Origin of the sequence: Pseudomonas sp. P179 (assembly GCF_000478485.2) — a bacterium.
Lineage (GTDB): Bacteria > Pseudomonadota > Gammaproteobacteria > Pseudomonadales > Pseudomonadaceae > Pseudomonas > Pseudomonas aeruginosa.
The window spans coordinates 310,827-334,361 of sequence record NZ_KI517355.1 but is presented as its reverse complement, the minus strand read 5'-3'; the positions used below and the strand labels follow the sequence as shown (position 1 = coordinate 334,361).

The following is a 23,535-nucleotide window of genomic DNA, read 5'->3' as shown; positions in this document are numbered from 1 at the left end:
CCTTCTCGACGACGAACCCCCGACGCGGAAGCCCTGCGGACAATGGCGTTACGCTATCGTTTTTTATTTCCTTGAATCCTTGTTTTCATACCTCTTATTTCGTCTGGAAATAAGATAGATCGATTCATTCTTTTCTCCCGACCCTTGGCCCCTGCCAAACTCCCTTCGCCACGGGATACCCCCGCGCCGACATGGCGGCATTCCCATCCGGAATGTCCGCCCCACAATGCAAGGCCCTGATCGTCGATCGCGGCCGACAAGGAGCTGGAACTTTCATGAAGAAACTCCCCGCCATCACCGCCCTCGCTCTCGCCCTGATCTCCGGCCTGGCCCAGGCCGACCGCCTGGAGGACATCCGCAAGGCCGGCGTATTGCGCGTCGCGTCCTTCGACAGCAACCCGCCGTTCGGTTTCGTCGACGCCAAGAGCAAGCAGATCGAAGGCCTCGACGTCGACTATGCCAAGGCCCTGGCCGACAAGCTGGGCGTCCGGCTGCAAGTGCTGCCGACCAACCCGGCCAACCGCATCCCGCTGCTGACGGCGAACAAGGTCGACCTGGTCCTGGCCAACTTCACCATCACCCCGGAGCGTGCGCAGCAGGTGGACTTCAGCATCCCCTACTTCTCCTCCGGCCAGCAGTTCATCGTCAAGAAAGGCACCCTGACCTCGCCGGAAGTCCTCAACAAGTGGCGGGTCGGCGTGGACAAGGGCACGGTCAACGAAGGCGTGCTGCGCGAGAAGTTCCCCGGAGCCAAGGTCATCGCCTACGACGACACGCCCTTCGCTTTCACCGCCCTGCGCAACGGCCAGGTCCAGGCCATCACCCAGGACGGTCCGAAGCTGATCGGCCTGCTGGCCAACGTGCCCGACCGCGACAAGTACGAAGTGCCGCCCTTCACCATTTCCAACGACCTGATCGGCGTCGGTATTCCCAAGGGCGAGAAGGCCCTGACCGAGTTCGTCGACAAGAGCCTGCGCGAGCTGGAGCAGGACGGCCAGGCGCAGAAGATCTACGACACCTGGTTCGGTCCGCAGACCAAGACCCCGCTGGCGCGCCTGTACAAGATCGGCGACAAGAGCTGAGCGGCCCGCTTCGCCCGCACGACCCGCGCGCCTCACTTCGCTGAAGCGCGTTTTTCGTTCTACCCGACGGAATCCCGCACATGTTCGGCGAACTTCTCGCCCCGCAGTACCTGCGCTGGTTGCTCGACGGCTTCCTGCTGACCCTCGGTCTTGCCCTGCTCAGTTGCCTGCTCGCCACCCTGATCGGCGCCCCCCTGGCCATCGCCCGGCTGTCGCGCCGGCGCCTGCTGTCCTGGCCGGCGCGCGCCTACCTGGCGCTGTTCCGCAATACCCCGCTGCTGGTGCAGCTGTTCTTCTGGTACTTCGGCGTTCCCGCGCTGCTGCCGGAGGCGCTGGTGAGCTGGCTGAACACGCCGCACGAGACGCCCTTGCTCGACTGGCCGTCCTTCGAGTTCCTCGCCGGTGCCTGGGGGCTGACCCTCTATACCTCGGCTTTCGTCGCCGAGGAGTTCCGCGCCGGCATCGCCTCGGTACGCCCCGAGCAGCGCGCCGCCGGCCTCGCCCTGGGGCTGACCCAGCGCCAGGTATGGCGCGTGGTGGTGCTGCCGCAGGCCCTGCGCACGGCTCTGCCGCCGCTGCTCGGGCAGTACATGAATGCGCTGAAGAACTCCTCGCTGGCGATGGCCATCGGCCTGGCCGAGCTGTCCTACGCTTCGCGCCAGGTGGAAACCGAGACCTTCAAGACCTTCCAGGCCTTCGGTATCGCCACCCTTCTCTACATCGGCGCCATCGCCCTGATCGAAGCTTTCGGCCAGGCGTTGCAGCAGACCCGCCGCTACCGCCAGGGAGGTGCGTGAGATGGATTTCTCGGTCATCTCGGACAACCTGTCCTACCTGCTGCTCGGCGCCTACCCGGACGGCCCGCTCGGCGGAGCGGCGCTGACCCTGCTGCTGGCGTCGCTCTCCGGACTGGCTTCGGCGGTGCTCGGCCTGGTCCTCGGCGTGGCCCTCGCGGTGCTGCCCGGCAAGCCGCGCCTGCTGCTGGTGGCGCTGCTCGGCTTCTTCCGCGCGATCCCGGTGCTGATGCTGATCTTCTGGACCTACTTCCTGCTGCCGATCGTCTTCCATGTCGACGTACCGGCGCTGGCCACCGTGGTCTGCGCGCTGTCGCTGATCGGCGGCGCCTACCTCGCCCACTCGGTGTACGCCGGCATCCACAGCCTCCCCGCCGGGCAGTGGGCGGCCGCCCGCGCGCTCGGACTGCGGCCGTGGCAGGTATTGCGCCTGGTGATCCTGCCGCAGGCGCTGCCGGTGATGCTGCCATCCTTCCTCAACCAGTGGGTGTCGCTGATCAAGGACACTTCCCTGGCCTACGTGATCGGCGTCGGCGAGCTGTCCTTCGTCGCCACCCAGGTGAGCAACCGGGTGATGGTCCACCCGACGGAGATCTTCCTGTTCGTCGCCCTGCTCTACTTCCTGCTCTGCACCAGCCTCGACCTGGCCGCCGCGTTCCTCGCCCGCCGCCGGCGGGCCTGAGCGGCGGCCGGTGGCTCAGGCGTCGCCGCGCGCCCGCGCGTAGTCGACCAGGTCGCCGAGGTAATGCGGCGAGGCGCGCAGGACGCCATCGTCCCAGCCGTAGAGCACGCCCAGCGCCGACACCTCCATGGCCCACCAGCCCCAGGCGTAGGGGCCGGTCAGGCGGCGGGTCTTCTTCTGCGCCTTGGGGGAAAGCTGGAAGAACTCCCGGTACTGGCTTTGCAGGTAAGGCGCCAGCGCCTGGGCGTCGCTGCCGTCCGCCTCTTCGAAGAACGCCCGCAACTGCCCGAACGGCCGTGGATGGAAGGTTTCCTCGCTGGCGGAAGTCAGGCCGAGGGCGGCCGCGCCGAGATAGTCGAGCAGGCGGTCGGTATCGAACTGCAGGACCTCCTCGACCAGCGCCGGGATGAGCTCCTGGGCATCGAGCAGCACGCCCATGGCGAGCAGTTGCAGCGCGAACGGATACTGGCCTGTGCGCGGCGCCAGGGCCGGCGCCGTCTCGAAGTCGACCTCGCCCTGCTCGCGCAGGCTGTCGCGGGCGGCGCCGAGCAGCCGGCTGTAGTCCAGCCACAGCGCGGCGGTCTCCAGGTAGATGGAGCGCAGTTCGGCGCCGGCCAGGCCCCGGTCGATGGCCTTGAGCAGCAGCGTACTGGCGTTTTCCGCGGCCTGGCCCCAGGCCCAGGCGTTTTCCAGGGCTGCGTGCCCTTGCGCGGCGAACGGCTGGCGATAGCCGTGGCTCCGGGAAAACCTGTCGAGCGCGGCGATCAGTTCGCGCCAGTCGGCTTTCCAGTCGGCGAGGTCGATGTTCCTTCGCGGCGCCCGGTCGGTGCGGGCCAGGTTGCGCCATAGCGGCAGGGCTTCGGCGAGTCGGTTGTCCAGGGTGAGGGGGAATGCGTGCATGGCGGCCTGTGGTGATCGCGGCCGTTTCCGGCCGTTCCGTGCGATCCGGAGTGCGGCCGTCCAGGCCGCATCCGGTATGGACGGCCGATGCTAGCGCAGCGTGGTGCCCCGCGGAAGGTCTGTTCTAGCGGCCCGCCGGCTGGTTCCGGTAGTAGTCGAGGAAGGCCTCCAGCGGCAGTGCCTTGCCGAAATGCCAGCCCTGGCCGAGGGCCTCGGGCGAGCGGCGCAGCACGTGGTCGGCCTGGGCCTGTGTCTCGATCCCTTCGACGACCACGCCGATCTCCAGGTGCTCGGCCATCGAGCAGAGCTTGTCGAAGATCAGTTCGACGGCGCTGCTGTCGCCGATGGACTGAGTGAAGACCTTGTCGATCTTGATCGCGTCTACCGGCAGGTTGGCCAGGTAGACCAGGTTCGAATGACCGGTGCCGAAATCGTCCACGTAGATCTTCAGGCCGAGTTCGCGCAGGCGGTTCATCCCGGCCAGCAGGCAGCCCTGGGCCTCGGTGGTGCGCTCGGTCAGTTCCAGCGCAACCTGTTCCGGGCGCACGCTTTCCCTGGCCATCTGGCGCATGGCGAAATCGATGAAACCGGGGTCGGCGATGTCCTTGCCGGTGACGTTGACGCTGACGTAGAAGCTCCGCTGCTCCCTCAGCAACGGCCCGAGCTGCTTCAGGGCGCGGCGGAAGACGAAACGGGTCAGCAGTTCGATGTCGCCGCTCTCCTCCAGGGCGCCGATGAAGACATCCGGGGAAACCCGCCCCAGGCTGCTATCGGTCCAGCGCGCCAGGGCCTCGACCCCGGCGCAGCGGCCGCTGGCCAGGCGCACGATGGGCTGGTAGTGCACCTCCAGGGCCTCGCGCTTCAACGCGCGCAGCAGCCTGGCCGGCAGTTTTTCGTCGTTGAGGAAGCCGAACAGGTAGCTGAGCAGCAGCATGACGCCGAACAACAGCCCGCCGCCGATCGCCGCGGCCATGGCCGCGCGTCCGGGCTCGGTGCCAAGCAGGCCGCGTTCGCGGAGAAGGGAGACCACGCAGATGTCCTGCGTCGGGTCGCACAGGCTTATCTGCCGGGCGCCGATGAAGCGCGGCCAGCCGGGCCGGCCGAGCGCCTCGAGGGGCTGGTCGTCGTCCCAGGCGAAACGGTGGTAGATGTAGTCGCCGCCACTGCTGACCGCCGCCGCCGAGATGCCCGGGTCCGGGTGGTCGACATCGAAATAGGCGTGCGGGGCAATGAATACGACGGCGTTGCCGCGACTGACCAACCCGGTGGGCAGCGCCTGCAACGGCAGGGGCATGCCCTCTGTCCAGAAGCGGGTGCCGGCGGCATCTACCCGGTCGGGCGCGGACAATCCCCAGGGCGCGCGCAGCCGGCCCCGGACGCCCGTGCACATGACCCGGTCGCCGCTGATCCTGCCAACGTCGCTCATGAAGCGCGACTCGAGCACGATGGAACGCAGCATTTCCAGGTCCTGGTCGCTGCAGGCCGGCGCGCTGCCGGCGTTCATCTCGCGGAGCATCTGGTCCGCCGCGGAGGAAATCTCCAGTGCCCGCTCCAGCGCCCTCTCGGTGTACGAGCGCAGGTGCGCGCCGTCGTGCTGGCGATCCAGTTCGTTGATGACGAAGATCCCACAGACACCGCCCACCAGGGTGGTGGTGAGCAGTATCGGCAGGATGCGTCGCCAGTTGATCCGGCCTTCTGCAGCCGTTCCACGCTCGGACATACCTTCTTCCGCCTAATGAATCCATGGAAAGCACGCCAGATTGCCGAACAGCTTCACGGGCCCTGCCGGGCCGTGCGCAGAACCTTTTCAGATTTGTCCCGATCGTGACAACGCTACCTTCGCCAGCGCCGTCCAGTCCGATTCCCCGTCGCCATGGGCGATGGCTTCGAGCAACACGTCGTGCAACAGGCTGGCCAGCGGCAGCGGCACGTTGTGGCGCTTGCCGGCGGACAGCGCCAGGTCGACATCCTTCAACCCGAGGACCAGGCGGAACCTGGCCGGGGTGAAACGCTGCTCGACGATCTGCGGGCCGTAGTTGCGATAGACAGGCGCATCGAAAAGCGTCGAGGACATGAGCTCCATGAACCGGCCGGGCTCGACGCCCAGGCGCTTCACCAGGGCGACGCTTTCGCCCATGCTTTCGATGGCGCTGGCGATCATGAAGTTACCAGAGATCTTCACCGCCATTGCCCCGCGCGGGTCTTTTCCGAAAAACCATGTCTTCTGTCCCAGAATTTCCAGCAGCGCCTTGACTTGCTCGATGGCTTCCTCCGGACCGCCGACGACGATGTTCAGCTTGCCGGCCTCGGCCACGTCGGTGCGGCCGAACACCGGCGCGGCGACGAACGCGATGCCCTGGCGCTGGTGCGCCTGGTCGAGCGCCTCGACGCAATCGAGCGACAGGGTCGACATGCTCAGGTGGATGAGACCCGGCCTCGCCCGTTCGAGCGCGCCGCTGTCGAGCAGCACGCCGCGAATCGCCTGGTCGTCCGCCAGCATGCTGATGACCACGTCGAGGCCGAACAGCTCGCCGACCTCCTCCGCCCTGGCAGCGCCCAGCGCCACCAGGGGCTCGCAGGCCGCCGCGGAACGGTTCCACACCGTCACTTCGAGTCCCGCCTGCACCAGGCGGGTGGCCATGGCGGCGCCCATGCCGCCCAGGCCCAGAAATCCGACTTTCATCCGTTTCACTCCTCGTGGGGTCTTGTAGGTTCCGGATCTACCGGAGACAGGCTGGCCGCTGGCAGTTCCTCGAGGAGGAACACCTGGCGGTCCGCCAGGAGATCGGCGACGGCATCGGCCATCGCCCTGTAGTGCGGCATCCGTCGGTGCCGCTCGATGGCGTCGCGGTCGGCCCAGCGCTCGACGAAGACGAAGCGCCCGGCCTCGTCGAGGCTCCGGTGCAGGACATAGGACAGGCAGCCGTCCTCGGCCCGCGACGGCTGCACGCAGGCCAGCAGCAGCCGCTCGACCTCCGCCGCCCTGCCCTCGCGCGCCTGCAACAGCGCTACCACACGGACCGCCTGGTTCATGCGTCGGCTCCGACGCGCACCACCAGCTTGCCGAAATTGCGTCCCTGGAGCAGGCCGAAGAAGGCCTCGGGGGCATTCTCCAGGCCGTCGACCCGCTCTTCGCGGTACTGGATGAGGCCGTCGGCGAACCACTTCGACATGTCGCGCTGGAATTCATCGTAGCGATGGCCGTAGTCGTCGAAGATGATGAAGCCCTGCACCTTGATGCGCTTGCGCAGGATCGTGCCCATCAGCGCCGGCAAGCGGTCCGGCCCGGGTGGCAGCTCGGTGTCGTTGTAGTGGGCGACGATGCCGCAGACCGGGATCCGGGCCTTGGCGTTGAGCAGCGGGAAGACGGCGTCGAAGACCTTGCCGCCGACGTTCTCGTAATAGATGTCGATGCCGTCCGGGCAGGCCTCGGCCAGTCGTTCGGCGAAGTCCGCGGCATGGTGGTCGAGGCAGGCATCGAAGCCGAGCACCTGCACGGCGTGGCGGCATTTTTCCGCACCGCCGGCGACGCCGACCACTCGGCAGCCCTTGAGCTTGCCGATCTGTCCGACGGTGGCGCCGACCGGCCCGGTGGCGGCGGCCACCACCAGGGTCTCGCCGGCCTGGGGCTTGCCGATGTCGAGCAGGCCCATGTAGGCGGTGAAGCCGGGCATGCCGAGCAGGCCCAGGGCGTAGGACGGATGCTCCGGCGACTCGCCCAGGCGCGCCAGGCCGCTGCCGTCGGATAGCGCGTAGTCCTGCCAGCCGTTGGCCGAGAGTACCCAGTCGCCGACCTTGAACCCGGGATGGTTCGAGGCTTCCACCCGGCTGACCGTGCCGCCGACCATGACCGCGCCGAGTTCCACCGGCGGCGCGTAGGACGGCGCGTCGCTCATCCGTCCGCGCATGTAGGGATCGAGCGACAGGTAGACGGTGCGCAGCAGCACCTGGCCCGCGCCGGGCTCAGGAAGCGGAACCTGCTCGATGCGGAAGTTATCCCGGGTCGGGGCGCCGTGGGGGCGCGAGGCGAGGACGATGCGGCGGTTGACCTGCGTGGATTGGGACATTTCCAGACTCCTCTGTCTGACGAATGTGGCGAACGGCTCATACCGTGCGCCGGGCAAATTAGACCAGTCAACTACTGACGGGTCGAAAAAATACCCGCCTCTCGCGGGGCGGGTATTTCCTGGCGGTACCTCAGATTTCCAGCAGGCTGCGGGTGGTCTGCATGGCTGTCTCCAGCGGTCCCGGGCTGCGGTGCAGCTTGCTCAGCAGGCTCGCGCCGAGCCACAACTGGTACAGCGCGCTGGCCATGTGCCGGGCATCGCAGGGCGCGAGGGAGCCGTCGTCGTGGCCCTGCCCGAGGCAGCCGACCAGGCGTTCGATGATCCCGTCGGAGCCGTCGCGCAGGGTGATGCGCATGCTTTCCGAAAGGTCCGCGACCTCGGCGCTGAGCTTGACCACCAGGCAGCGCTGCTCGTCGCAGGGCGGGCAGGCGTTGTCCAGCCACTTCTGCCAGTAGCTCATCAGTCGTTCGCGGGCATTCAGCCCTGGCGCGGAGAAGCGTTGGTCCATGTCCGCCAGGTAGACGCGGAAGTAGTCCTCCAGCAGGGCCTGGCCGAACTGTTCCTTGGATTTGAAGTAATGGTAGAACGAGCCCTTGGGAACGCCCGCGCTCTGCAGGATTTCGTTGAGGCCGACTCCGGAGAAGCCTTTGACCGCCATGATCCGGTATCCGGTATCGAGCAGATGCTGGCGGGTGTCGTCGTAGCTGGTTTTCATGGGGCGCACGGTAGCTTGAATTAGACCAGTCGTCTAGAAATAATTCGAAGCCATGAGTATAGCGCCGACGGCAACTGCGCCGCTGTCGGGAACCGTACGGAACGGACGCCGGTCCGGCGCCCGCCCCGCTCCGCGGATTTACCCCTCGCGGACCTAGCAGGCCGCGACCGCCACGGCGGCAGGCTCCGGCTGGAAGCGCGCGGCGAGGAACGGCGCGATGTCCAGCGGCAGCGTCTCTTCGTGGACCAGCCGGTCGAGCAGCACCCCGGTGATCGCCGACGTGAGGATGCCGGTGCGGAAATGCCCGCAGGCATTCAGGTAGCCCTCCACTTCAGCCACCGGACCGAGAATCGGCAGTTCGTCCGGCGAGCCCGGGCGCAGGCCGGCCCAGGTGCGCTTGAGGTTGACCTGTTGCAGCTCCGGCACGCAACGCACCGCGCCCTGCACCAGGCCGGCGATTTCCGGGAAGGTGTTGCTGACGTCGAAGCCCTTGTCCTCGGTGGTGCTGCCGATCAGGATCTCGCCATTGTCCTTCTGCGCCATGTAGCAGTCGCTGGTGGTCAGGCAACCGTTCAGCAGTCGTGGCATGCGCTCGGTGAGGACGATCTGGCCCTTCACCGGCTTCACCGGGATGCGCCGGCCGGTGGCCATTTCGCTGAGTTCCGCGGCCCAGGCGCCGGCGGCGTTGATCAGGGTCCGGCAATGCAGCACCCCGGCATTGTCCGTGCGCACCCCGCTGATCCGCCGGCCCTGGCGCAGCACGCCGGTGACGTTGGTTCCCGGCAACAGCTCGACGCCGTTCTGGCGCGCCGCCTCCAGGTAGGCGTCGGCCAGGCGGAACGGGCTGACCTGGTGGTCGCAGAGGAATTCCAGCGCGCCGTGGGCCGCGTGGCTGACCGCCGGCTCGGCACGACGCAGTTCCTCGCGGTCCAGCCAGCGCACCTGCTCGGCCAGATGCGGGATCTGCGCCACGATGTGCTCGGCGTACTGGCGATCCTCGTCGTCCTGGATCACGTATTTCAGCCCGGTGCGCTCGAACTTGAAGTCCATTCCGTGGCGTTCGATCAGTTCTCGGTGCAGTTCCGGGTACAGCGCGTTGGATTGCAGGGCGAGGTCGAAGAACGCCGGCGGCAGGATGTGCGGCGTGCTCGCGTCCACCGCCACCGCCGCGCCCTGGGCCTCGCGCCGGTTGCGGGAGGACATCATGCGGAAGAAGATCACCCCGCAGCCCAGTCCCACCGATTCGCCGATGGCCCAGAGGCCGCCGGCCGAGGCGCGGGTGGCGTTGCCCGGTCGCTTGTCGTCGACCACGGCGATGCGCAGGTTGCCGCGCCTGGACAGTTGGTAGGCGCAGGACGCGCCGATCACGCCGCCGCCGGCAATCACGATGTCATAGGTTCTGTTCATGTTCAGGCTTCCGTACCGAGGTTCTGGAATGCGGAAAACGGGATCGGATCGATCGGGAAACGCGGCCGCAGCCAGCCGACGTCGTGGCGTCCGGTGGCGCGGCGCAGGCGATCGCTGCAGTAGCCGATGCACATCCGCCCCTGGCAGTCGCCCATGCCGGCGCGGGTGCGCATCTTCAGCCCGGCGATGTCCTGCACGCCCTGTTCGAGCGCGCGCTCGATGTCGCCACGGGTGACCTGTTCGCAGCGGCAGATCACCGTATCGGCCCGCGCCAGTTCGACCTGGCGGGCGCCGCGCTGGGTGTAGCGCTCGACTCCGGCGCGGAAGCGCTTGATCGCCTCCAGGCGGGCGAGATGGGATTCTCGGCGTTCGATGGCCTCGGCGGGCGCGATGGCCTCGCGTTGCAGGAGGATCGACAAGGCCGCGATGCGCCCGCCGATCATCGCCGCCTCGCCGCCGCGGATACCCGCCATGTCGCCGGCCAGGTGGATGTGCGGTTGGCTGCTCTGCTGCCAGACGTTGCATTCCGCGCGCAGGTATCCGTCGTCGCTGAAGCCGTGCTCCAGACCCAACTGCTGGCTGAGCTGGGTGCGTGGGATGAAGCCATAGCCGACCGCCAGGGTGCTGGCCTTCACCGGTCGCGCGTTTTCCAGGTCGGGCCGCCACTCTTCGTCGTAGGGCGCTACCGTCACTTCCGTCAGTTCCCCCTCGCCGCTGGCCTCCACCACGCCCCAGCCATAGTGCAGCGGAATGCCGTTGAGCTTGAGATAGCCGAGCATGCTCAGGCCGTCGAGGAACAGTTGCGGCTTGTTCAGCAGCGCCAGGCTTTCCCTGGCCATGCGGCCGAACGCGCAGGCCTCGTAGACCCCGGCGACACGTACCCCGGCCGCATGCAGCTGGCAGGCCACCAGTGGCAGCAGCGGGCCGCTGCCGGCGATCAGGGTATCGCCCAGGGGCTTCACCACGCCGCTCTTGATCTGCAATTGCAGGCCGCCGAGGAGCATCACCCCGGGCAGGGTCCAGCCGGGGAACGGCACGCTGCGCTCATGGCAGCCGGTGGCCAGGAGCAGGTGCGAATACTCCACCTCGTGCAGCCGTTCCGCCTCGTCGAGGACCATCAGGTGCTGGCCGTCGCCACCGACCACGCGGCTGTTCAGGCGCAGGTCGATGTGCCCGGCGCAGGCGGAGAAATCGCGCCGCAGTTTTTCCAGCATCCGGGTGTAGCGCGCGCCGAGGTAGGCCGGATCGACGCCGGCCCGCAAGGGGCCGCGATAGACCACCCCGCCGGGACGCGAGGCCTCGTCGAAGAGGACGCAGGGGACCCCGCGCCTGGCCAGCTCGATGGCTGCGGCCATGCCGGCCGAGCCGCCGCCGACGATCACCGGGCGCAGGTTCATGGCCGTTCCTCCTGGTCGAAGCGGTTGCTTTCGGTTTCCACCCGCATGCCCGGCCGGACGACGGTCTGGCAGGCGCGGCGCTTGGGCCGGCCGTCGATGGCGACCAGGCAGCAGTGGCATACGCCCATGCCGCAGAAGGCGCCGCTGGCCTGGCCATGGTCGTTGCGCGCGAGCCGGCGCAGGCCCACGGCATTGAGCACGTTGAGCACGGTCTCACCGGCAGCCGCCGCGACGGGCTGGCCATTGAGGTGGATGGTCATGTCTGCCCGCGAGAGGGGCTGGATATCGTGTTGACGTTCAAGAAGGTGCATTGCCCTTTCATCCGTGAGAGAGAGTCGGGAGCCGGCGACACTAGGAGTCGGGCCGGGCGCGGACATTGATCCATGACAGGTGGGTATCTTCCCCTGCCAATTCTGGTAGGTGGGGTGCAGGCGTTCGCGCGGAAAAGTCGAACCCGCGCCTACCCCAGGGTGCCAAGCAGCAAAGCCGGCTCACCCGTGGAGGCCCCATGCTGCAATCCTTCCAGCCGCCCTGGTGGAAACGCGCGGTGATCTACCAGGTCTACCCGCGTTCGTTCACCGACAGCGACGGTGACCTGCCCGGCCTGGTCGCGCGCCTGGACCACCTGCGCCGCCTTGGCGGCGACGCCCTCTGCCGTCACCGGTGTATCGCTCGCCCGACCCCGGCGCTGCCGCCGCAGATCGCCACCACCCGTCGTTCCGTCATGTCCGACTCAGTGCGCGCGGGCCACGCCGCGCAAGAGGTTGGCGCTGAGCTTGTCGGTGTTGCAGGTCGCGATGTTGGCCAGCGAGACGATGCCTACCAGGCGCTTGTTGCGATCCATTACCGGCAAGCGGCGCTTCTCCAGTTGCGCCATGTTCTTCGTCACATGGTCCACTTCCTCGTCCTCGAAGCAGTAGCGCAGTTCACCGCTCATCACCTCGCGCACCGGGCGGTCGGCTCCGAGTCCATCGGCGAGGCCGCGCACCGCCAGGTCGCGGTCGGTGACCACGCCGGTCAGGCGCTCGCCCTCGTTGACCAGCAAGGCGCCGATATCGGCTTGGCGCATCAGCAGCGCCGCCTCGCCGAGGGTGGTCTGGGGGGTGACGGTACGTACTTCGCGACTCATGATTTCCCGGACTTTCATCGTTCTGTCTCCTTCTTCCGGCGCGCCGTTTTCGGCGCGGCTCTCCCTGCTTGTGAATCGCCCGCATACGGGGAGTTCGAAGTTTCTTCCCGGCGTCGCAGTCATCTACCTAGCGCTCGCGCGGGCAGCGTGCGGAAAACAAAAAATTTGTCCGCGTTTTCTGATATCTCGCCGCTGCCCGGATTCTTATTCTCGACTCCTTCTTTGGCATATGCGGGAAAACGAACCATGCGTATCGACGGTCATCGTCAGGTGGTTTCTAACGCAACGGCACAGCCCGGACCGCTACTGCGCCCTGCGGATATGCAGGCACGGGCTCTACAGGACCTGTTCAATGCGCAGGGGGTGGGGGTTCCCGTCGAACATGCCTTGCGCATGCAGGCGGTGGCCAGGCAGACGAATACCGTCTTTGGCATTCGCCCGGTTGAAAGAATCGTCACCACGCTGATCGAAGAGGGTTTCCCGACCAAGGGCTTCTCGGTGAAGGGGAAAAGCTCGAACTGGGGTCCGCAGGCGGGGTTCATCTGTGTCGACCAGCATCTCAGCAAGCGGGAAAACCGCGACACGGCGGAAATACGCAAGCTGAACCTGGCTGTGGCGAAGGGAATGGATGGCGGAGCCTATACCCAGACCGACCTGCGGATCTCTCGGCAACGCCTTGCGGAGCTGGTGCGGAATTTCGGCCTGGTGGCAGACGGTGTCGGGCCGGTTCGCCTCCTGACCGCGCAGGGCCCCAGCGGTAAACGCTATGAGTTCGAGGCCCGCCAGGAGCCGGACGGTCTCTACAGGATCAGCCGCCTGGGGCGGTCGGAAGCGGTGCAGGTACTGGCCAGCCCGGCTTGCGGGCTGGCGATGACCGCCGATTATGACCTCTTCCTGGTAGCGCCCTCGATCGAGGCGCATGGCAGTGGTGGTCTCGATGCAAGAAGGAATACCGCGGTCAGATACACCCCCCTCGGTGCAAAGGATCCCCTGAGCGAGGACGGATTCTATGGCAGGGAGGATATGGCCAGGGGAAACATCACTCCGCGCACGCGGCAACTGGTGGACGCCCTCAATGACTGCCTGGGCCGGGGGGAGCACAGGGAGATGTTTCACCACAGCGACGATGCGGGCAACCCAGGCTCCCATATGGGTGACAACTTCCCGGCCACCTTCTACCTTCCCCGGGCCATGGAGCATCGGGTCGGAGAAGAGTCCGTTCGCTTCGACGAGGTCTGCGTGGTGGCGGATCGGAAGAGCTTTTCCTGGCTGGTCGAGTGCATCAAGGGCAACGGCTATCACTTCACCGCCCATCCCGACTGGAACGTGCCGCTGCGGCCCGGCTTCCAGGAGGCGCTCGACTTTTTCCAACGTAAGGTCTGATGCGCGAAGGTCGTTGGCAAAGCCCGCTTTCCCCGGCGGCATGGGCATCCTGCCGCCTGTTCGAACGGGACTTTCCGAAGCCCCGGACCGGCTCTCTTCGGCCGATGTGAAAACGGCGCATCCCGTTGGGGATGCGCCGTACGCTTCAGCGGTTCGGCACGGTCAGGACGAGCGTCCGCCGCCGTGGCTGTGCTGGCCACCCTTGCGTCCTGCCTCGGAGGCCTTTTCCCGATCGTTGGCGAAGTTCCCGCCGCTCTGCTGGCCGCCCTTGCGGCCCGCCTCGGCGGCTCTTTCCGGGTCATTGGCGAAATTGCCTCCGCTCTGCTGGCCACCCTTGCGCCCGGCTTCGGCGGCGCGCTGCGGGTCATTGGCGAAGTTGCCGCCGCTGGCCTGGCCACCCTTGTGGCCGATCTCCTGGTAGAACTCCTTGCCGTGGCTCCTGGAGGTAGCTGCGCCGCCTTTCTGCCCGGCTTCGCTGGTGCTCATGCCTTGTCGTTTGTCGGTCATGCTCGTGTCCTCCTCTCGAGGGTTGAAAGGGATGCGGCGTTTTTCGCCGCGTGCACTTACTCCGAAGGCTTGCTCGATGGATCGTTCAAACTCTTTGCGGGCGCCCTGGGACGAAAAAATCATTAGCCGATCCAAGGCCTTCCGCTTGCCGGAATATGCTGGGCGGCGCGGGAAACTAAGAATGGATACTCCACTGGCAGGCGGCAGCGGGTATAGGCGAATCGTCCACCGTATGGATCAGTCCGCAAGCCAGGGCGTCTTCCGGACCAAGGATGCGCGGATAGGCCATCAGGTAGCGCGGGATGTCCAGGCGTTCCGGCGCATCACGGGTGTTCTCGGCGACGATCCGGGCGTAAAGCTCCAGGTCGTAGTCGAGGCTCATCGCATATTCCGCCATCCGCGCATGGTCCACCGCGCCATGCAGGGTCCAGTGGAAAGGATGGAACAGGAACTTGCTGTGGGCACTGGCGCTGCGTCGCTCGCCGGCGAGGAACAGGATGTTGCCCATCGACTCGACGGTACCCAGGTTGTGGGTATGTATCGGCACCGGCAGCGCGCGCAGGAAGTTGTACAGGGTAAAGCCGTAGCTGCATTCCCCGCCCATGGTGGCGATGTTGATCCGCAACTCCTCGGCCTCCTGTTGCAGGACCTTGGCGCAAGTGTTGATCAGATTGCCGCAGGTGGACGAATTGATCGGCCCGGTGAAATGGATGATGTGCTGCTTGGACATGCTCGCCTCTCTTTCCGTATCGGTTCCTCGACGGTCTGCACGGGTTTCCCTACAGAGGATTGCCGTACGTCCGCCGTGAGCCATCGTCGCGACGAATGGCACCCAGGGAGCGAGGGCCTGCGTTCCTCGCCGGCCTCCACGACTCAACGTGCGTGCAGTGGCCTCCGGGGGCCGGTATCGAGCGCCACCCATCCCGCCGAATGAACTCCGGTGCTGCTGCGCACGCCCCACCTGCACGACCCACAGCCAGGAGCAATGCCATGCGCGCCCTCACCTTCCACGGCAGCCACGATGTCCGTATCGATCGGGTTGCCGAACCGCGCCTGCAGGAACCCGACGACCTGCTGCTTCGCGTGACCGCCACCGCCATCTGCGGCTCCGACCTGCATCTCTACCGGGGCAAGATCCCGATGGTCGAGCAGGGCGACATCCTCGGCCACGAGTTCATGGGCGTCGTCGAGGAAGTCGGCTCGGCCGTGACCGCGGTGCGTCCGGGCGACCGGGTGGTGGTACCCTTCGTCATCGCCTGCGGCGAGTGCTTCTTCTGCCGCCTGAACCTGCACGCCGCCTGCGAGACCACCAACCCGGGGCGCGGCGCGATCCTCAACAAGAAGCAGATTCCGCCGGGCGCGGCGCTCTATGGCTACAGCCACCTGTACGGCGGCGTGCCGGGTGGCCAGGCCGAATACGTTCGGGTGCCCAAGGCCAACAGCGGGCCTTTCGTGATTCCCGACGTAATGGAAGACGAACGCGTGCTGTTCCTCAGCGACATCCTCCCCACCGGCTACCAGGCGGTGCGCAATGCCGGCGTCCGCCAGGGCAGTAGCGTGGCGATCTACGGCGCCGGCCCGGTCGGCCTGATGGCCGCCGCCTGCGCGCGGATGTTGGGCGCCGAGCGGATCTTCATCGTCGACCACCATCCCTACCGGCTGGACTTCGCCGCGCGCACCTACGGTGCGATTCCCATCGACTTCGACCAGGAGGACGATCCCGCCGCGGCGATCATCGAGCGCACCGACGGGCACCGCGGCGTCGACGCGGTGATCGACGCGGTGGGCTTCGAGGCCAAGGGCAGCGTCACCGAAACCGTGCTCACCGCGCTCAAGCTCGAAGCCAGCAGCGGCAAGGCACTACGCCAGTGCATCGCGGCTGTCCGGCGGGGTGGCACGGTGAGCGTGCCGGGCGTGTATGCCGGCTTCATCCATGGCTTCCTGTTCGGCGATGCCTTCGACAAGGGCTTGACCTTCAAGATGGGCCAGACCCATGTACAGGCACTGCTGCCGGCCTTGCTCGAACACATCGGCAACGGCGACCTGCATCCCGAGGCGATCATCAGCCACCGCCTGCGTCTGGACGACGCACCGGAGGGCTACGCCCTGTTCGACGAAAAACGCGAGGATTGCCGCAAGGTCGTCCTGCGCCCATGAGCCATCACGGCGCGGCGGTTCAGTCGTCGCGCCGTCGCTCCTCGCCGCATCCGCACTGGCGCTCTTCCTCGGCGGCGACGCTTTCCGGCGTCTCGCCGTCCTGCTCGCCCATGTGCTGGTAGCGCTGACGCAGTTCGCGAAGGGTATCGGCGTCCAGGTCGTCCAGACCGAGCAGCGCATTGTGGGCACGTCGGGTGCTGCGCAACAGTTCGTCGATCTTGATATGCAGCGCGTCGGTATCGCGGTTCTGGGTGTTCTGGATGAGGAAGACCATGAGGAAGGTGACAATGGTGGTCGAGGTATTGATCACCAGTTGCCAGGTATCGTTGAAGTCGAAGAGCGGCCCGCTGATCGCCCACAACAGGATCAATCCGAGGGCAACGACGAAGGTTGGCGGGCGGCCGGCCCAGTTGGACAGGCGTTGGGCGAAACGGGAAAAACTCATGGCGGCGGACTCCCTGCTGCATTCTCCCTACTGATGACCGCCCGCCCCGCCGGGCTTTCCAACGACCGGACGAAATGACCGGCGCCCTGCGGGCGCCGGCGACTTCAGGCGGGACGACGGGCTTCGCCGGGGCCCGCTACGTCGGGATCGTCCGGGGCGAATTCCGGTTGCGCCTCGCTCGCCTGGTCGCGCTTGCCCCGCTCGGGACGTAGCGTCGGCGAGGCGGGGCTCAGCGGGGTGTTTTCTGTCTCGGGTGTTTCGCGCTTGGCGGTCATCTTGAGGCTCCTCTCCCGTGCCTCCACGCTAAGGTGCCGGGCGTGGAGGCCGGGACTCGCCCGCCGACGTCGGGCATCCGCGCTCAAGGCGCTTTGTCGGCAGCCGCGCCAGCGCCCAGGTCCGCACCTGTCAGCGGATCGGCCATGGGGTCGGAGCGGGTGCGGTCTGCCATTCGCTGCAACACCTCCTGCTCAGTCTCGGACAGGTTCACGCTGGCCGTGCCGTCGCCTCCATCCATGGCCGGCTGTGGCGCCTCCACGTATTCCCAGCCATCACCCTCGTTCCAGGAACCGCGCGTGTCGCCCTCGCCGCGCGACATGTTCAGGTAACGCCGGGCGAACTCCGGCATCCCTTGCAGCTTGCCTTGCGGGAAGTTCGGCTGGATCGAGTGCAGGGCCTTTTCGAAGGAAAGCTGGTGCGCCAGCTCGCGGGTCATGAGGAAGGTCAGCGCATCCTTGATGCCGGGATCGTCGGTGAGGTTGATCAGTCGTTCGTAAACGATCTTCGCACGCGCCTCGGCGGCGATGTTGGAACGCAGGTCCGCGGTCGGCTCGCCGATGGTATCGATGTAGGCCGCGCTCCAGGGTACGCCACCGGAGTTCACCAGGGCGGGCCCGCCGCCGTAAAGCAGCGAGGTGATATGCGAGTCGTTGCCGCCTCCGGTCAACGAACGGTACAGCTCGGCCTCCTCCTCCACCGCTTCGGCCAGACGCCCCTTGGCGCCCTTGTTGAGCATGCCGACGATCGAACCGATGATTTCCAGGTGGCTGAGTTCCTCGGTGGCGATGTCCATCAGCAGGTCCTTGCGACCGGGATCGCACTCGCCGAGGCCCTGGGTGAAATAGCGCATGGCGGCGGCCAGCTCGCCCTGCGGCCCGCCGAACTGCTCCAGCAGCAGGTTGGCCAGGCCAGGATCGGGCGCGGCGACCCTGACGGTGTACTGCAGTCGCTTGTCATGTACGAACATGGTTCGTTCCTCTGTGGGGTCGTGGACCTTCCCTCCGACGGACATTCGAACAACGGCTATTCGAAGCGGCGCTTTCATCCTGCGCACGGAAGCTCGGAATCCCGTAGCGGGCGATGGTTCAGAACTTTTCCCCAACGCGTCTCGCCTGGCGCAACGGCGCCGCTGCGCTGACTGCTACCGGTCGGAAAAGAAACTGAACGCTGCGCCCGGCGGCCACCTCTGAGCAGACACATACACACCGAGGAGAACCGCGATGACGAGCAAACAGGAAAACCTGCTGGACTGGCTGCGCGATGCCCACGCCATGGAGCAACAGGCCGAGCAGATGCTGAAAGCGCAAGCCGCGCGGCTGGAACACTATCCGCAACTGAAGACGCGGATCGAACAGCACATCGAGGAAACCCATGGCCAGCAGCGTCTGCTCGAGGAGTGTCTGAAGCGCCTGGACAGCAGTCCGTCGACGCTGAAGGACATCGGCGCCAAGCTGATGGCCTTCGGCCAGGCGGTGGCTGGCATGACAGTCAGCGACGAAGTGGTCAAGGGCGCCATGAGCGGCTATGTGTTCGAAAACATGGAGATCGCCGCCTACACCGTGCTGATCGCCGCCGCCCGCGAGGTCGGCGACGCCGAAACCCTTGCCGCGCTGGAACGCATCCTGCCCCAGGAACAAGCCATGGCGGACTGGTTGCGCGACCATCTGCCGGAACTCACCCAGGCCTTCCTTGCCCGCGACTCTCAGCCGGACACCGAGGCCAAGCGATGAACCCAAGGGTGATCGGGGCGTGCTGCGGGCGATCGGACCCGCAGGCGCCCCTGCTCAAGACCCTGACTTTCGCCATACTGCACTTCAGCATCGCCTTCGGCGTGGCCTACACGCTGACCGGCTCGGTGCTGACCGGCGGCCTGATCGCGCTGATCGAACCCAGTTGCAACACCGTGGCGTTCTATTTCCACGAGCGTGTCTGGCAGCGCTTCGGCGCCCGGCCGCGCCGGGAGAGCGGACACGGCCACGGCAATCTGGTGCCGTCGGAACGCCGCGACTGAGCCGGCGCGCTTCGAGGGCGACGAAAGCCGCCACCGGGCGCAGCAAGCCGGTGGTTCGAGGAGCGACGAGGGTCTCGCGTGTCCGTAGGCGCGTCTCCTTGGAAAGAAGATTTCCTGGCCTCACCCGCGTTTCGGCAATTGCGTCGAAATCGTCGGTTCGCGATGGAGAAAGCGAGGCCTTTGCCGTTTCGTTTCGCCTGCCTGGAAGAGGCGCCCGTCGATCGTTGCATGTTTCGCTCGCGGGTATCGTCGCGGCTAAGGTCAGAGTAACGATCCACCCTGGAGTATCAGCCATGACTACGCCCCGCATGATTGCCAACAGTTTCCGAAATTACCTGGCTGGCTACGACTGCCTGGTTTCCATCAGCGATACCCATGAAGTCACCTTGCAATTCAGCAGCCATGTCAATCCGCAAGAAAACATCACCATTCCAGGAGTCGCCCTCGATCTCCTGGCCAGTGACGAGGCGGTACGCCGGATGAGCGAAGTCCTTCACGACGAGTTCGCCCTGCTCCTCGCCGGTGCCCGCCGTACGCCGCGGATCGGGCGCGCCTGTTCCTGAGCGGCCCGGCTCAGTGATAGCCGGCATCGGCGCTCTTGCCGCGAAATACGTAGTAGCTGCAGGCGGTGTAGCCGAGGATGAAGGGAATGATGAACGGCGCGCTAGCCGGCCAAGGCCGGCTGGAGATTTTCCTCCAGCAGCTCCTCCACCAGCCGGCGCAGTGCCGGATGGCGCTCCTGGCCCGCTTCGCGCAACCTCCGGTAACGCCGCAACTGGCGGGCGGCGGAGGTCTCTTCGAGTAACCCGCAGGCATGCTGGTAGGCCCATTCGTTGCCCTGGCGGGCCTGCGGCCGGCACTGTCGCCAGGCCATTTCCAGCCAGTCCCCGGCACCTACGCAGCGGCCTTCGACGAGATAGCGGCCGGCGCAACCGTAACGCAGCGCCTGCCAGTAGTTTTCCTCCAGGCAGGCGTCGCGCGCGACCGGCAACGCACGCGGCTCCGCGCCCAGCGCTTCGCCCACCAGCGCCCTGAACAGCCCGGCCAGGCTCAGCGCGTCGGCCAGGCGCGGGCAGGCGTCGCAGATACGCAGCTCCAGGGTCGGCACATGGGATGACGGCCGGATCATCCACCAGACCTGGCCATCCTCGCGGATGCAGCCGGTCTCGCGCAGCAGCGCCAGGTGGCGGCGATAGGCGTCCTCGTCGGGCAAAGCAGGAGGAATGTTCATCCTCGGCCACTCGCCGCAGAGTGCCCGTCGATAGCTCGCCAGGCCGCTGCGCCGGCCGCCGCGGAACGGCGAGGATGCGCTCAACGCCAGCAGCAGCGGCAGCCACGGCAACACGCGCTGGAGCACAGCCATGCGGTCGTGGCTCGGCGGTATCTCCACATGCACGTGCAGGCCGCAGACCAGGCTGCGCCGGGCCACCCGCCCCTGGTCCTCGAACAGGCGGGCGAAGTGCGCCGCCGGGTTGCTTCGCGCCCGCCGCCAGTCGGCGAAGGGATGGGTGCCGACGCAGAGCGAGCGCAGGCCGAAGTCCATGGCCAGATGCGCCAGGCGTTGCCGGGCCTGACCGTGGAAGCGCGCGGCCTCGGCCAGGGTGGAGAACACCGGGCTGGCCACCTCGACCTGGCATTCGAACATCTCCTCGGCGAAATGCTCGCCGAGCGTGTCACGGCAGGCCGCGATGAATCCGGCGGGGGCGGAGCGGACGATGTCCAGGTCGGAGGCATCGAGCAGGAAGAATTCTTCCTCGATGCCGAAGCGAAGGCCGCTGGCGGCCAGGTCGTGGGTCATCGGCGCAGCTCCCGGGGATTGTCTCGGGAAGACGCCGGAGTGCCGTCGAGGTTCGTTTTTTCCGCCGTGAGGTTCCCCGGCGCGCCGCCGATCCTGCCAGTGAAACCTTTTTCCCCTGGTGTCACTCGCACCCATATGTGTGGTCACCCCGGCCGCCCCCGCAAACCCACGACAAGGAACGCGACATGAGCCTGTCTTCGCCCCTCCCTGCCTCCAGTGCAAGCCCTTCGCCCAGGGTCCGCGACCTGTACCACGCCCTGCTCGACGAGCCCCGCGAGCACCTCGAAGCCGCCGGCGAGTTCCTCGACCAGCAACTGAGCCTGGCCGCCACCCATGACGACGACCTGCCGGAGGACCCCGCCGATTGGCCGGCCTGGCTCGATGCCGGGGCCCGGCGCACCGCCGAGGCGCATGCCGAATACCTCCGGGCACGTCGGCGCGGCGAAGGGCGACGCTACTTCCAGGTTCCCTCCCAGGCGATGCACTTCATTCGCAGCGTGGCCCCGACCAAGCTGGTCGACGGCGCCTGGCTCTATGGGCTGTTGCCGCATCATGGCGAGGAACGCCTGCGGCCGCTGCTGGAGACCTTCCTCGAAGAACTCGGCGACGGCGTCCCGGCACGTAACCACGTCCTGCTCTACCGGCGCCTGCTGGCCAGCATCGGCAGCGAGGAAGTCGAAGGCCTCAGCGACCTCCACTACCTGCAGGGCACCCAGCAACTCGCCCTCGGCCACCTCGCCGCGGACTACCTGCCCGAAGTGATCGGCTACAACCTCGGCTACGAGCAACCGCCGCTGCACCTGTTGATCACCACTCAGGAGCTGCGCGAGCTGGGCTTCGACTCCTACTACTTCCAGTTGCACGTGACCATCGACAACGCCGCCAGCGGGCATGCGCGCAAGGCCCTGCGCGCGCTCTACGACAACCTGCCGCAGCTTGGCGAGCGCGCGGCCTTCCTCGAGCGGGTGAGGAACGGCTACCGCCTGAACGAGGTCGGCCTGAGCACTACGCAGGTAATCGACGGCTTCGATCTCGAGGAAGAATTGCTGGCCATGTTCGAGCGCAAGCGCCCCTACGCCGCCGGTATGCATTCGGATCGTTGCCGGATCGGCGGGCGCACGGTGAACCAGTGGCTGGCGGTGCCCGGGCGGTTCCCGGCGTTTCTCGCCTGCCTGGAGGAAGAGGGCTGGATCCGGCGCCATGCCGATCCGCGCGGCAGCCGCTTCTGGAACCTGATCGAGGGCGACCGGGCGGCAATGTTCGGAGTCTTCACTCCCTACGAGCAGCAGTTGCTGTACGACTGGATCGCTGGCGACTGGCAAGCACCCGCTCCGGCGGACAGGGACCCGCTTGCACCGCTGGCGGAGCCGGCGACGGCGGGCGGAGACGTGGACGCCGAGCAGGTCGCGCTGCGGCGCGAGCTGCTGCGGCTATCCCCCGAGCAGGGCGTGGCACGCCTTCTCGAACTGATGGCCCCGCACCTCCACCACGGGCCCGCCGGTCTCCTTGCCACGCGGATGTTCAGCCAGCGCTGGAGGGCCGCCCATGCCCAGCCTGCATGATCCGCGCCTGGACGTCCTGGTCAGCCTCGGCAACTGGTTGCGAGGCCAGGACTACCGTTTCGTCACCGTCACCCCGGCTACCCATGAGCGCGTCAACGCCCGCCCGGAAAACCGCATGGCCCGGGACCTGGCCGGCATCTTCGGCTGGAGCCGGGCATTCGCCGGGGAAAGCCTGCCGGCCGACTGGCTGACCCTTCTTGCCGGCGCCGACCTGATCCGCCGCGAGGCGGACGGCTGGCGCAGCCAGGTGCGCGTCTCCAGCCTCGGCGAGCAACTGTTCGTCCATTCGGCCTTCCCTACCCTGGCCGCCGACGCGGTGTTCTTCGGCCCCGACACCTACCGCTTCGACCGGCTGATCCGCAGCCACCTGGCATCGTCCGATCCGGCACGCATCCGCCGTGCGGCGGATATCGGCTGCGGCGCCGGCCCCGGCGCGATCCGCATCGCCATGGCCTGCCCGGACGCCGAAGTACACGGGCTGGATATCAATCCGGCGGCGCTCGACCTGGCGCGGGTCAACGCGGCGCTGGCGGGGGTCGGTAACCTGACCCTGGCGCGTAGCGACCTGCTGAGCCAGGCGCCCGGTCGCTTCGACCTGATCGTGGCCAACCCGCCCTATCTCCTGGATGCCTCGGAGCGCGCCTACCGGCATGGTGGCGGGATGCTCGGCGCCGGGCTCTCGCTGGCAATCGTCGATGCCGCCCTCGAGCGCCTGGAAGCCGGCGGCAGCCTGCTGCTGTATACCGGGGTGGCGATGGTCGAAGGCGGCGATCCGTTCCTCGCCCGCATCCACGAACGCCTGGCGTCTCGGGAGTGGGACTGGGACTACCAGGAACTGGACCCGGACGTGTTCGCCGAAGAGTTGGACAGCCCCGCCTACCGCGAAGCCGAGCGGATCGCCGTGGTCGGCCTGCGGGTCACTCGTCCCGCCTGAGGCGCTCCAGGCCTTCCAGGCTCCCCACCAGATCCTCGTTCAGGCGCTGCCAGCGCTCGGCCACCTCGGCCTCGGCCGGAATCACCGCGAGGACCTCGTCATCCACCCACTCCCAGGGCAGGCACAGGCGTTCCGCCTCGGCCCGGCTGGCGGCGCGCACGGTGCGGGCGAAACGCCGCCAGCCGCGCATGTGCTGGATTTCGTAGGTGGTCATGGCTCCTCCGGAAGACAGGGACGTTTGTCTTTCGGCGCTCCCCGCGTCTTCCGGTTCAAGGCCCTGGATGGGCGG

Annotated in this window: 27 protein-coding genes and 1 pseudogene; 10 read left to right on the top strand and 18 right to left on the bottom strand. The window is 67.0% G+C overall.

The features are described 5' to 3' along the window. Positions 1-275 precede the first annotated feature (275 nt). The 3 genes from HMPREF1224_RS41840 (at position 276) to HMPREF1224_RS41830 (ending at position 2,558) form a co-directional block, all read left to right on the top strand. On the top strand, positions 276-1,082 hold the full coding sequence (locus HMPREF1224_RS41840) for an ABC transporter substrate-binding protein (RefSeq protein WP_003089047.1): 807 nt from the start codon (positions 276-278) through the stop codon (positions 1,080-1,082). A gap of 80 nt (positions 1,083-1,162) precedes the next feature. Continuing rightward, positions 1,163-1,879 carry an amino acid ABC transporter permease gene (locus tag HMPREF1224_RS41835; RefSeq protein ID WP_003089046.1) on the top strand — a complete coding sequence of 239 codons (717 nt, stop codon included), beginning with the start codon at positions 1,163-1,165 and terminating at the stop codon, positions 1,877-1,879. 1 nt (position 1,880) lies between these two features. Further along, positions 1,881-2,558 (top strand): amino acid ABC transporter permease, encoded by a 678-nt coding sequence (locus HMPREF1224_RS41830; RefSeq protein WP_003113694.1) that lies wholly within the window; start codon positions 1,881-1,883, stop codon positions 2,556-2,558. 15 nt (positions 2,559-2,573) lie between these two features. On the opposite strand, the gene HMPREF1224_RS41825 is transcribed toward HMPREF1224_RS41830, so the two are convergent. The 10 genes from HMPREF1224_RS41825 to HMPREF1224_RS41780 form a co-directional block, all read right to left on the bottom strand. Continuing rightward, positions 2,574-3,458 carry a DUF1911 domain-containing protein gene (locus HMPREF1224_RS41825; protein ID WP_003113693.1) on the bottom strand — a complete coding sequence of 295 codons (885 nt, stop codon included), beginning with the start codon at positions 3,456-3,458 and terminating at the stop codon, positions 2,574-2,576. A gap of 124 nt (positions 3,459-3,582) precedes the next feature. Continuing rightward, on the bottom strand, positions 3,583-5,178 hold the full coding sequence (locus tag HMPREF1224_RS41820) for an EAL domain-containing protein (RefSeq protein ID WP_010794161.1): 1,596 nt from the start codon (positions 5,176-5,178) through the stop codon (positions 3,583-3,585). 87 nt (positions 5,179-5,265) lie between these two features. Further along, positions 5,266-6,141: an NAD(P)-dependent oxidoreductase gene (locus HMPREF1224_RS41815; RefSeq protein WP_010794160.1), complete on the bottom strand. Its 876-nt coding sequence runs from the start codon at positions 6,139-6,141 to the stop codon at positions 5,266-5,268. Positions 6,142-6,146: 5 nt separating this feature from the next. Beyond that, positions 6,147-6,491, bottom strand: coding sequence for a putative quinol monooxygenase (locus HMPREF1224_RS41810; RefSeq protein ID WP_003113690.1), 345 nt, complete (start codon positions 6,489-6,491; stop codon positions 6,147-6,149). Then, on the bottom strand, positions 6,488-7,525 hold the full coding sequence (locus tag HMPREF1224_RS41805; protein WP_003113689.1) for an NADP-dependent oxidoreductase: 1,038 nt from the start codon (positions 7,523-7,525) through the stop codon (positions 6,488-6,490). Before HMPREF1224_RS41805 ends, HMPREF1224_RS41810 begins: the two co-directional genes overlap by 4 nt. A gap of 130 nt (positions 7,526-7,655) precedes the next feature. Next, positions 7,656-8,240, bottom strand: coding sequence for a TetR/AcrR family transcriptional regulator (locus HMPREF1224_RS41800; RefSeq protein WP_010794159.1), 585 nt, complete (start codon positions 8,238-8,240; stop codon positions 7,656-7,658). A gap of 153 nt (positions 8,241-8,393) precedes the next feature. Beyond that, on the bottom strand, positions 8,394-9,647 hold the full coding sequence (hcnC, locus tag HMPREF1224_RS41795; RefSeq protein WP_003113686.1) for a cyanide-forming glycine dehydrogenase subunit HcnC: 1,254 nt from the start codon (positions 9,645-9,647) through the stop codon (positions 8,394-8,396). Positions 9,648-9,649: 2 nt separating this feature from the next. Further along, positions 9,650-11,044, bottom strand: a complete 1,395-nt coding sequence (gene hcnB, locus HMPREF1224_RS41790; RefSeq protein ID WP_003116968.1) for a cyanide-forming glycine dehydrogenase subunit HcnB — start codon at positions 11,042-11,044, stop codon at positions 9,650-9,652. Then, a complete protein-coding gene (hcnA, locus tag HMPREF1224_RS41785; RefSeq protein ID WP_003113684.1) occupies positions 11,041-11,355 on the bottom strand; it encodes a cyanide-forming glycine dehydrogenase subunit HcnA in 315 nt (104 codons plus the stop codon). The genes hcnB and hcnA overlap by 4 nt, the downstream gene beginning before the upstream one ends. Positions 11,356-11,777: 422 nt before the next feature. Continuing rightward, positions 11,778-12,191: a CBS domain-containing protein gene (locus HMPREF1224_RS41780; RefSeq protein ID WP_003113682.1), complete on the bottom strand. Its 414-nt coding sequence runs from the start codon at positions 12,189-12,191 to the stop codon at positions 11,778-11,780. Between the two features lie 228 nt (positions 12,192-12,419). Here HMPREF1224_RS41780 and exoY point away from each other — a divergent pair, with 228 nt between their 5' ends. Beyond that, the gene (gene exoY, locus HMPREF1224_RS41775; protein ID WP_010794158.1) at positions 12,420-13,556 is read left to right on the top strand and encodes a type III secretion system adenylate cyclase effector ExoY; all 1,137 of its coding nucleotides are present in this window, start codon (positions 12,420-12,422) and stop codon (positions 13,554-13,556) included. A 162-nt stretch (positions 13,557-13,718) separates the two neighbouring features. Here the strand turns inward: exoY and HMPREF1224_RS41770 are convergent, their stop codons facing one another. Together HMPREF1224_RS41770 and HMPREF1224_RS41765 are read right to left on the bottom strand one after the other, a co-directional pair. After that, entirely contained in the window at positions 13,719-14,063 is a 345-nt protein-coding gene (locus HMPREF1224_RS41770) for a con-10 family general stress protein (RefSeq protein ID WP_003113680.1), read from the bottom strand. Positions 14,064-14,238: 175 nt separating this feature from the next. Further along, positions 14,239-14,793 carry a ClpP family protease gene (locus HMPREF1224_RS41765; RefSeq protein ID WP_003113679.1) on the bottom strand — a complete coding sequence of 185 codons (555 nt, stop codon included), beginning with the start codon at positions 14,791-14,793 and terminating at the stop codon, positions 14,239-14,241. Positions 14,794-15,053: 260 nt separating this feature from the next. Between HMPREF1224_RS41765 and HMPREF1224_RS41760 the strand changes: the two genes are divergently transcribed. Beyond that, positions 15,054-16,220 carry a zinc-dependent alcohol dehydrogenase gene (locus HMPREF1224_RS41760; protein WP_003120175.1) on the top strand — a complete coding sequence of 389 codons (1,167 nt, stop codon included), beginning with the start codon at positions 15,054-15,056 and terminating at the stop codon, positions 16,218-16,220. Between the two features lie 19 nt (positions 16,221-16,239). Here the strand turns inward: HMPREF1224_RS41760 and HMPREF1224_RS41755 are convergent, their stop codons facing one another. The 3 genes from HMPREF1224_RS41755 to HMPREF1224_RS41745 form a co-directional block, all read right to left on the bottom strand. Then, the gene (locus tag HMPREF1224_RS41755) at positions 16,240-16,665 is read right to left on the bottom strand and encodes a low affinity iron permease family protein (protein ID WP_010794157.1); all 426 of its coding nucleotides are present in this window, start codon (positions 16,663-16,665) and stop codon (positions 16,240-16,242) included. A gap of 104 nt (positions 16,666-16,769) precedes the next feature. Beyond that, positions 16,770-16,940, bottom strand: coding sequence for a hypothetical protein (locus HMPREF1224_RS45720; protein ID WP_003113676.1), 171 nt, complete (start codon positions 16,938-16,940; stop codon positions 16,770-16,772). A gap of 83 nt (positions 16,941-17,023) precedes the next feature. Next, entirely contained in the window at positions 17,024-17,908 is an 885-nt protein-coding gene (locus HMPREF1224_RS41745; protein WP_003120176.1) for a manganese catalase family protein, read from the bottom strand. A 253-nt stretch (positions 17,909-18,161) separates the two neighbouring features. Here HMPREF1224_RS41745 and HMPREF1224_RS41740 point away from each other — a divergent pair, with 253 nt between their 5' ends. The 3 genes from HMPREF1224_RS41740 to HMPREF1224_RS41730 all read left to right on the top strand — a co-directional run bounded on the left by HMPREF1224_RS41740 (position 18,162) and on the right by HMPREF1224_RS41730 (position 19,515). Next, positions 18,162-18,671 (top strand): ferritin-like domain-containing protein, encoded by a 510-nt coding sequence (locus HMPREF1224_RS41740; RefSeq protein WP_003113674.1) that lies wholly within the window; start codon positions 18,162-18,164, stop codon positions 18,669-18,671. Continuing rightward, positions 18,668-18,952 (top strand): DUF2061 domain-containing protein, encoded by a 285-nt coding sequence (locus HMPREF1224_RS41735; protein WP_003115518.1) that lies wholly within the window; start codon positions 18,668-18,670, stop codon positions 18,950-18,952. The genes HMPREF1224_RS41740 and HMPREF1224_RS41735 overlap by 4 nt, the downstream gene beginning before the upstream one ends. A gap of 293 nt (positions 18,953-19,245) precedes the next feature. Further along, entirely contained in the window at positions 19,246-19,515 is a 270-nt protein-coding gene (locus HMPREF1224_RS41730; RefSeq protein WP_003116974.1) for a hypothetical protein, read from the top strand. 10 nt (positions 19,516-19,525) lie between these two features. Here the strand turns inward: HMPREF1224_RS41730 and HMPREF1224_RS46265 are convergent. Both HMPREF1224_RS46265 and HMPREF1224_RS41725 read right to left on the bottom strand, forming a co-directional pair. After that, a pseudogene (locus HMPREF1224_RS46265) lies at positions 19,526-19,627 on the bottom strand (hypothetical protein); the annotation flags it as partial. Further along, a complete protein-coding gene (locus HMPREF1224_RS41725; RefSeq protein ID WP_010794156.1) occupies positions 19,617-20,750 on the bottom strand; it encodes a carboxylate-amine ligase in 1,134 nt (377 codons plus the stop codon). The pseudogene HMPREF1224_RS46265 and the gene HMPREF1224_RS41725, both read right to left, overlap by 11 nt. Before the next feature lie 185 nt (positions 20,751-20,935). On the opposite strand from HMPREF1224_RS41725, the gene HMPREF1224_RS41720 reads away from it, so the two are divergent. Together HMPREF1224_RS41720 and HMPREF1224_RS41715 are read left to right on the top strand one after the other, a co-directional pair. Beyond that, complete coding sequence (locus HMPREF1224_RS41720; RefSeq protein WP_010794155.1) at positions 20,936-22,312, top strand: iron-containing redox enzyme family protein; 1,377 nt, start codon at positions 20,936-20,938, stop codon at positions 22,310-22,312. Then, on the top strand, positions 22,296-23,246 hold the full coding sequence (locus HMPREF1224_RS41715) for a methyltransferase (protein WP_010794154.1): 951 nt from the start codon (positions 22,296-22,298) through the stop codon (positions 23,244-23,246). Before HMPREF1224_RS41720 ends, HMPREF1224_RS41715 begins: the two co-directional genes overlap by 17 nt. On the opposite strand, the gene HMPREF1224_RS41710 is transcribed toward HMPREF1224_RS41715, so the two are convergent. Further along, complete coding sequence (locus HMPREF1224_RS41710) at positions 23,230-23,460, bottom strand: hypothetical protein (RefSeq protein WP_003088994.1); 231 nt, start codon at positions 23,458-23,460, stop codon at positions 23,230-23,232. The two genes, HMPREF1224_RS41715 and HMPREF1224_RS41710, sit on opposite strands and share 17 nt — an antisense overlap. Positions 23,461-23,535: the final 75 nt, after the last annotated feature.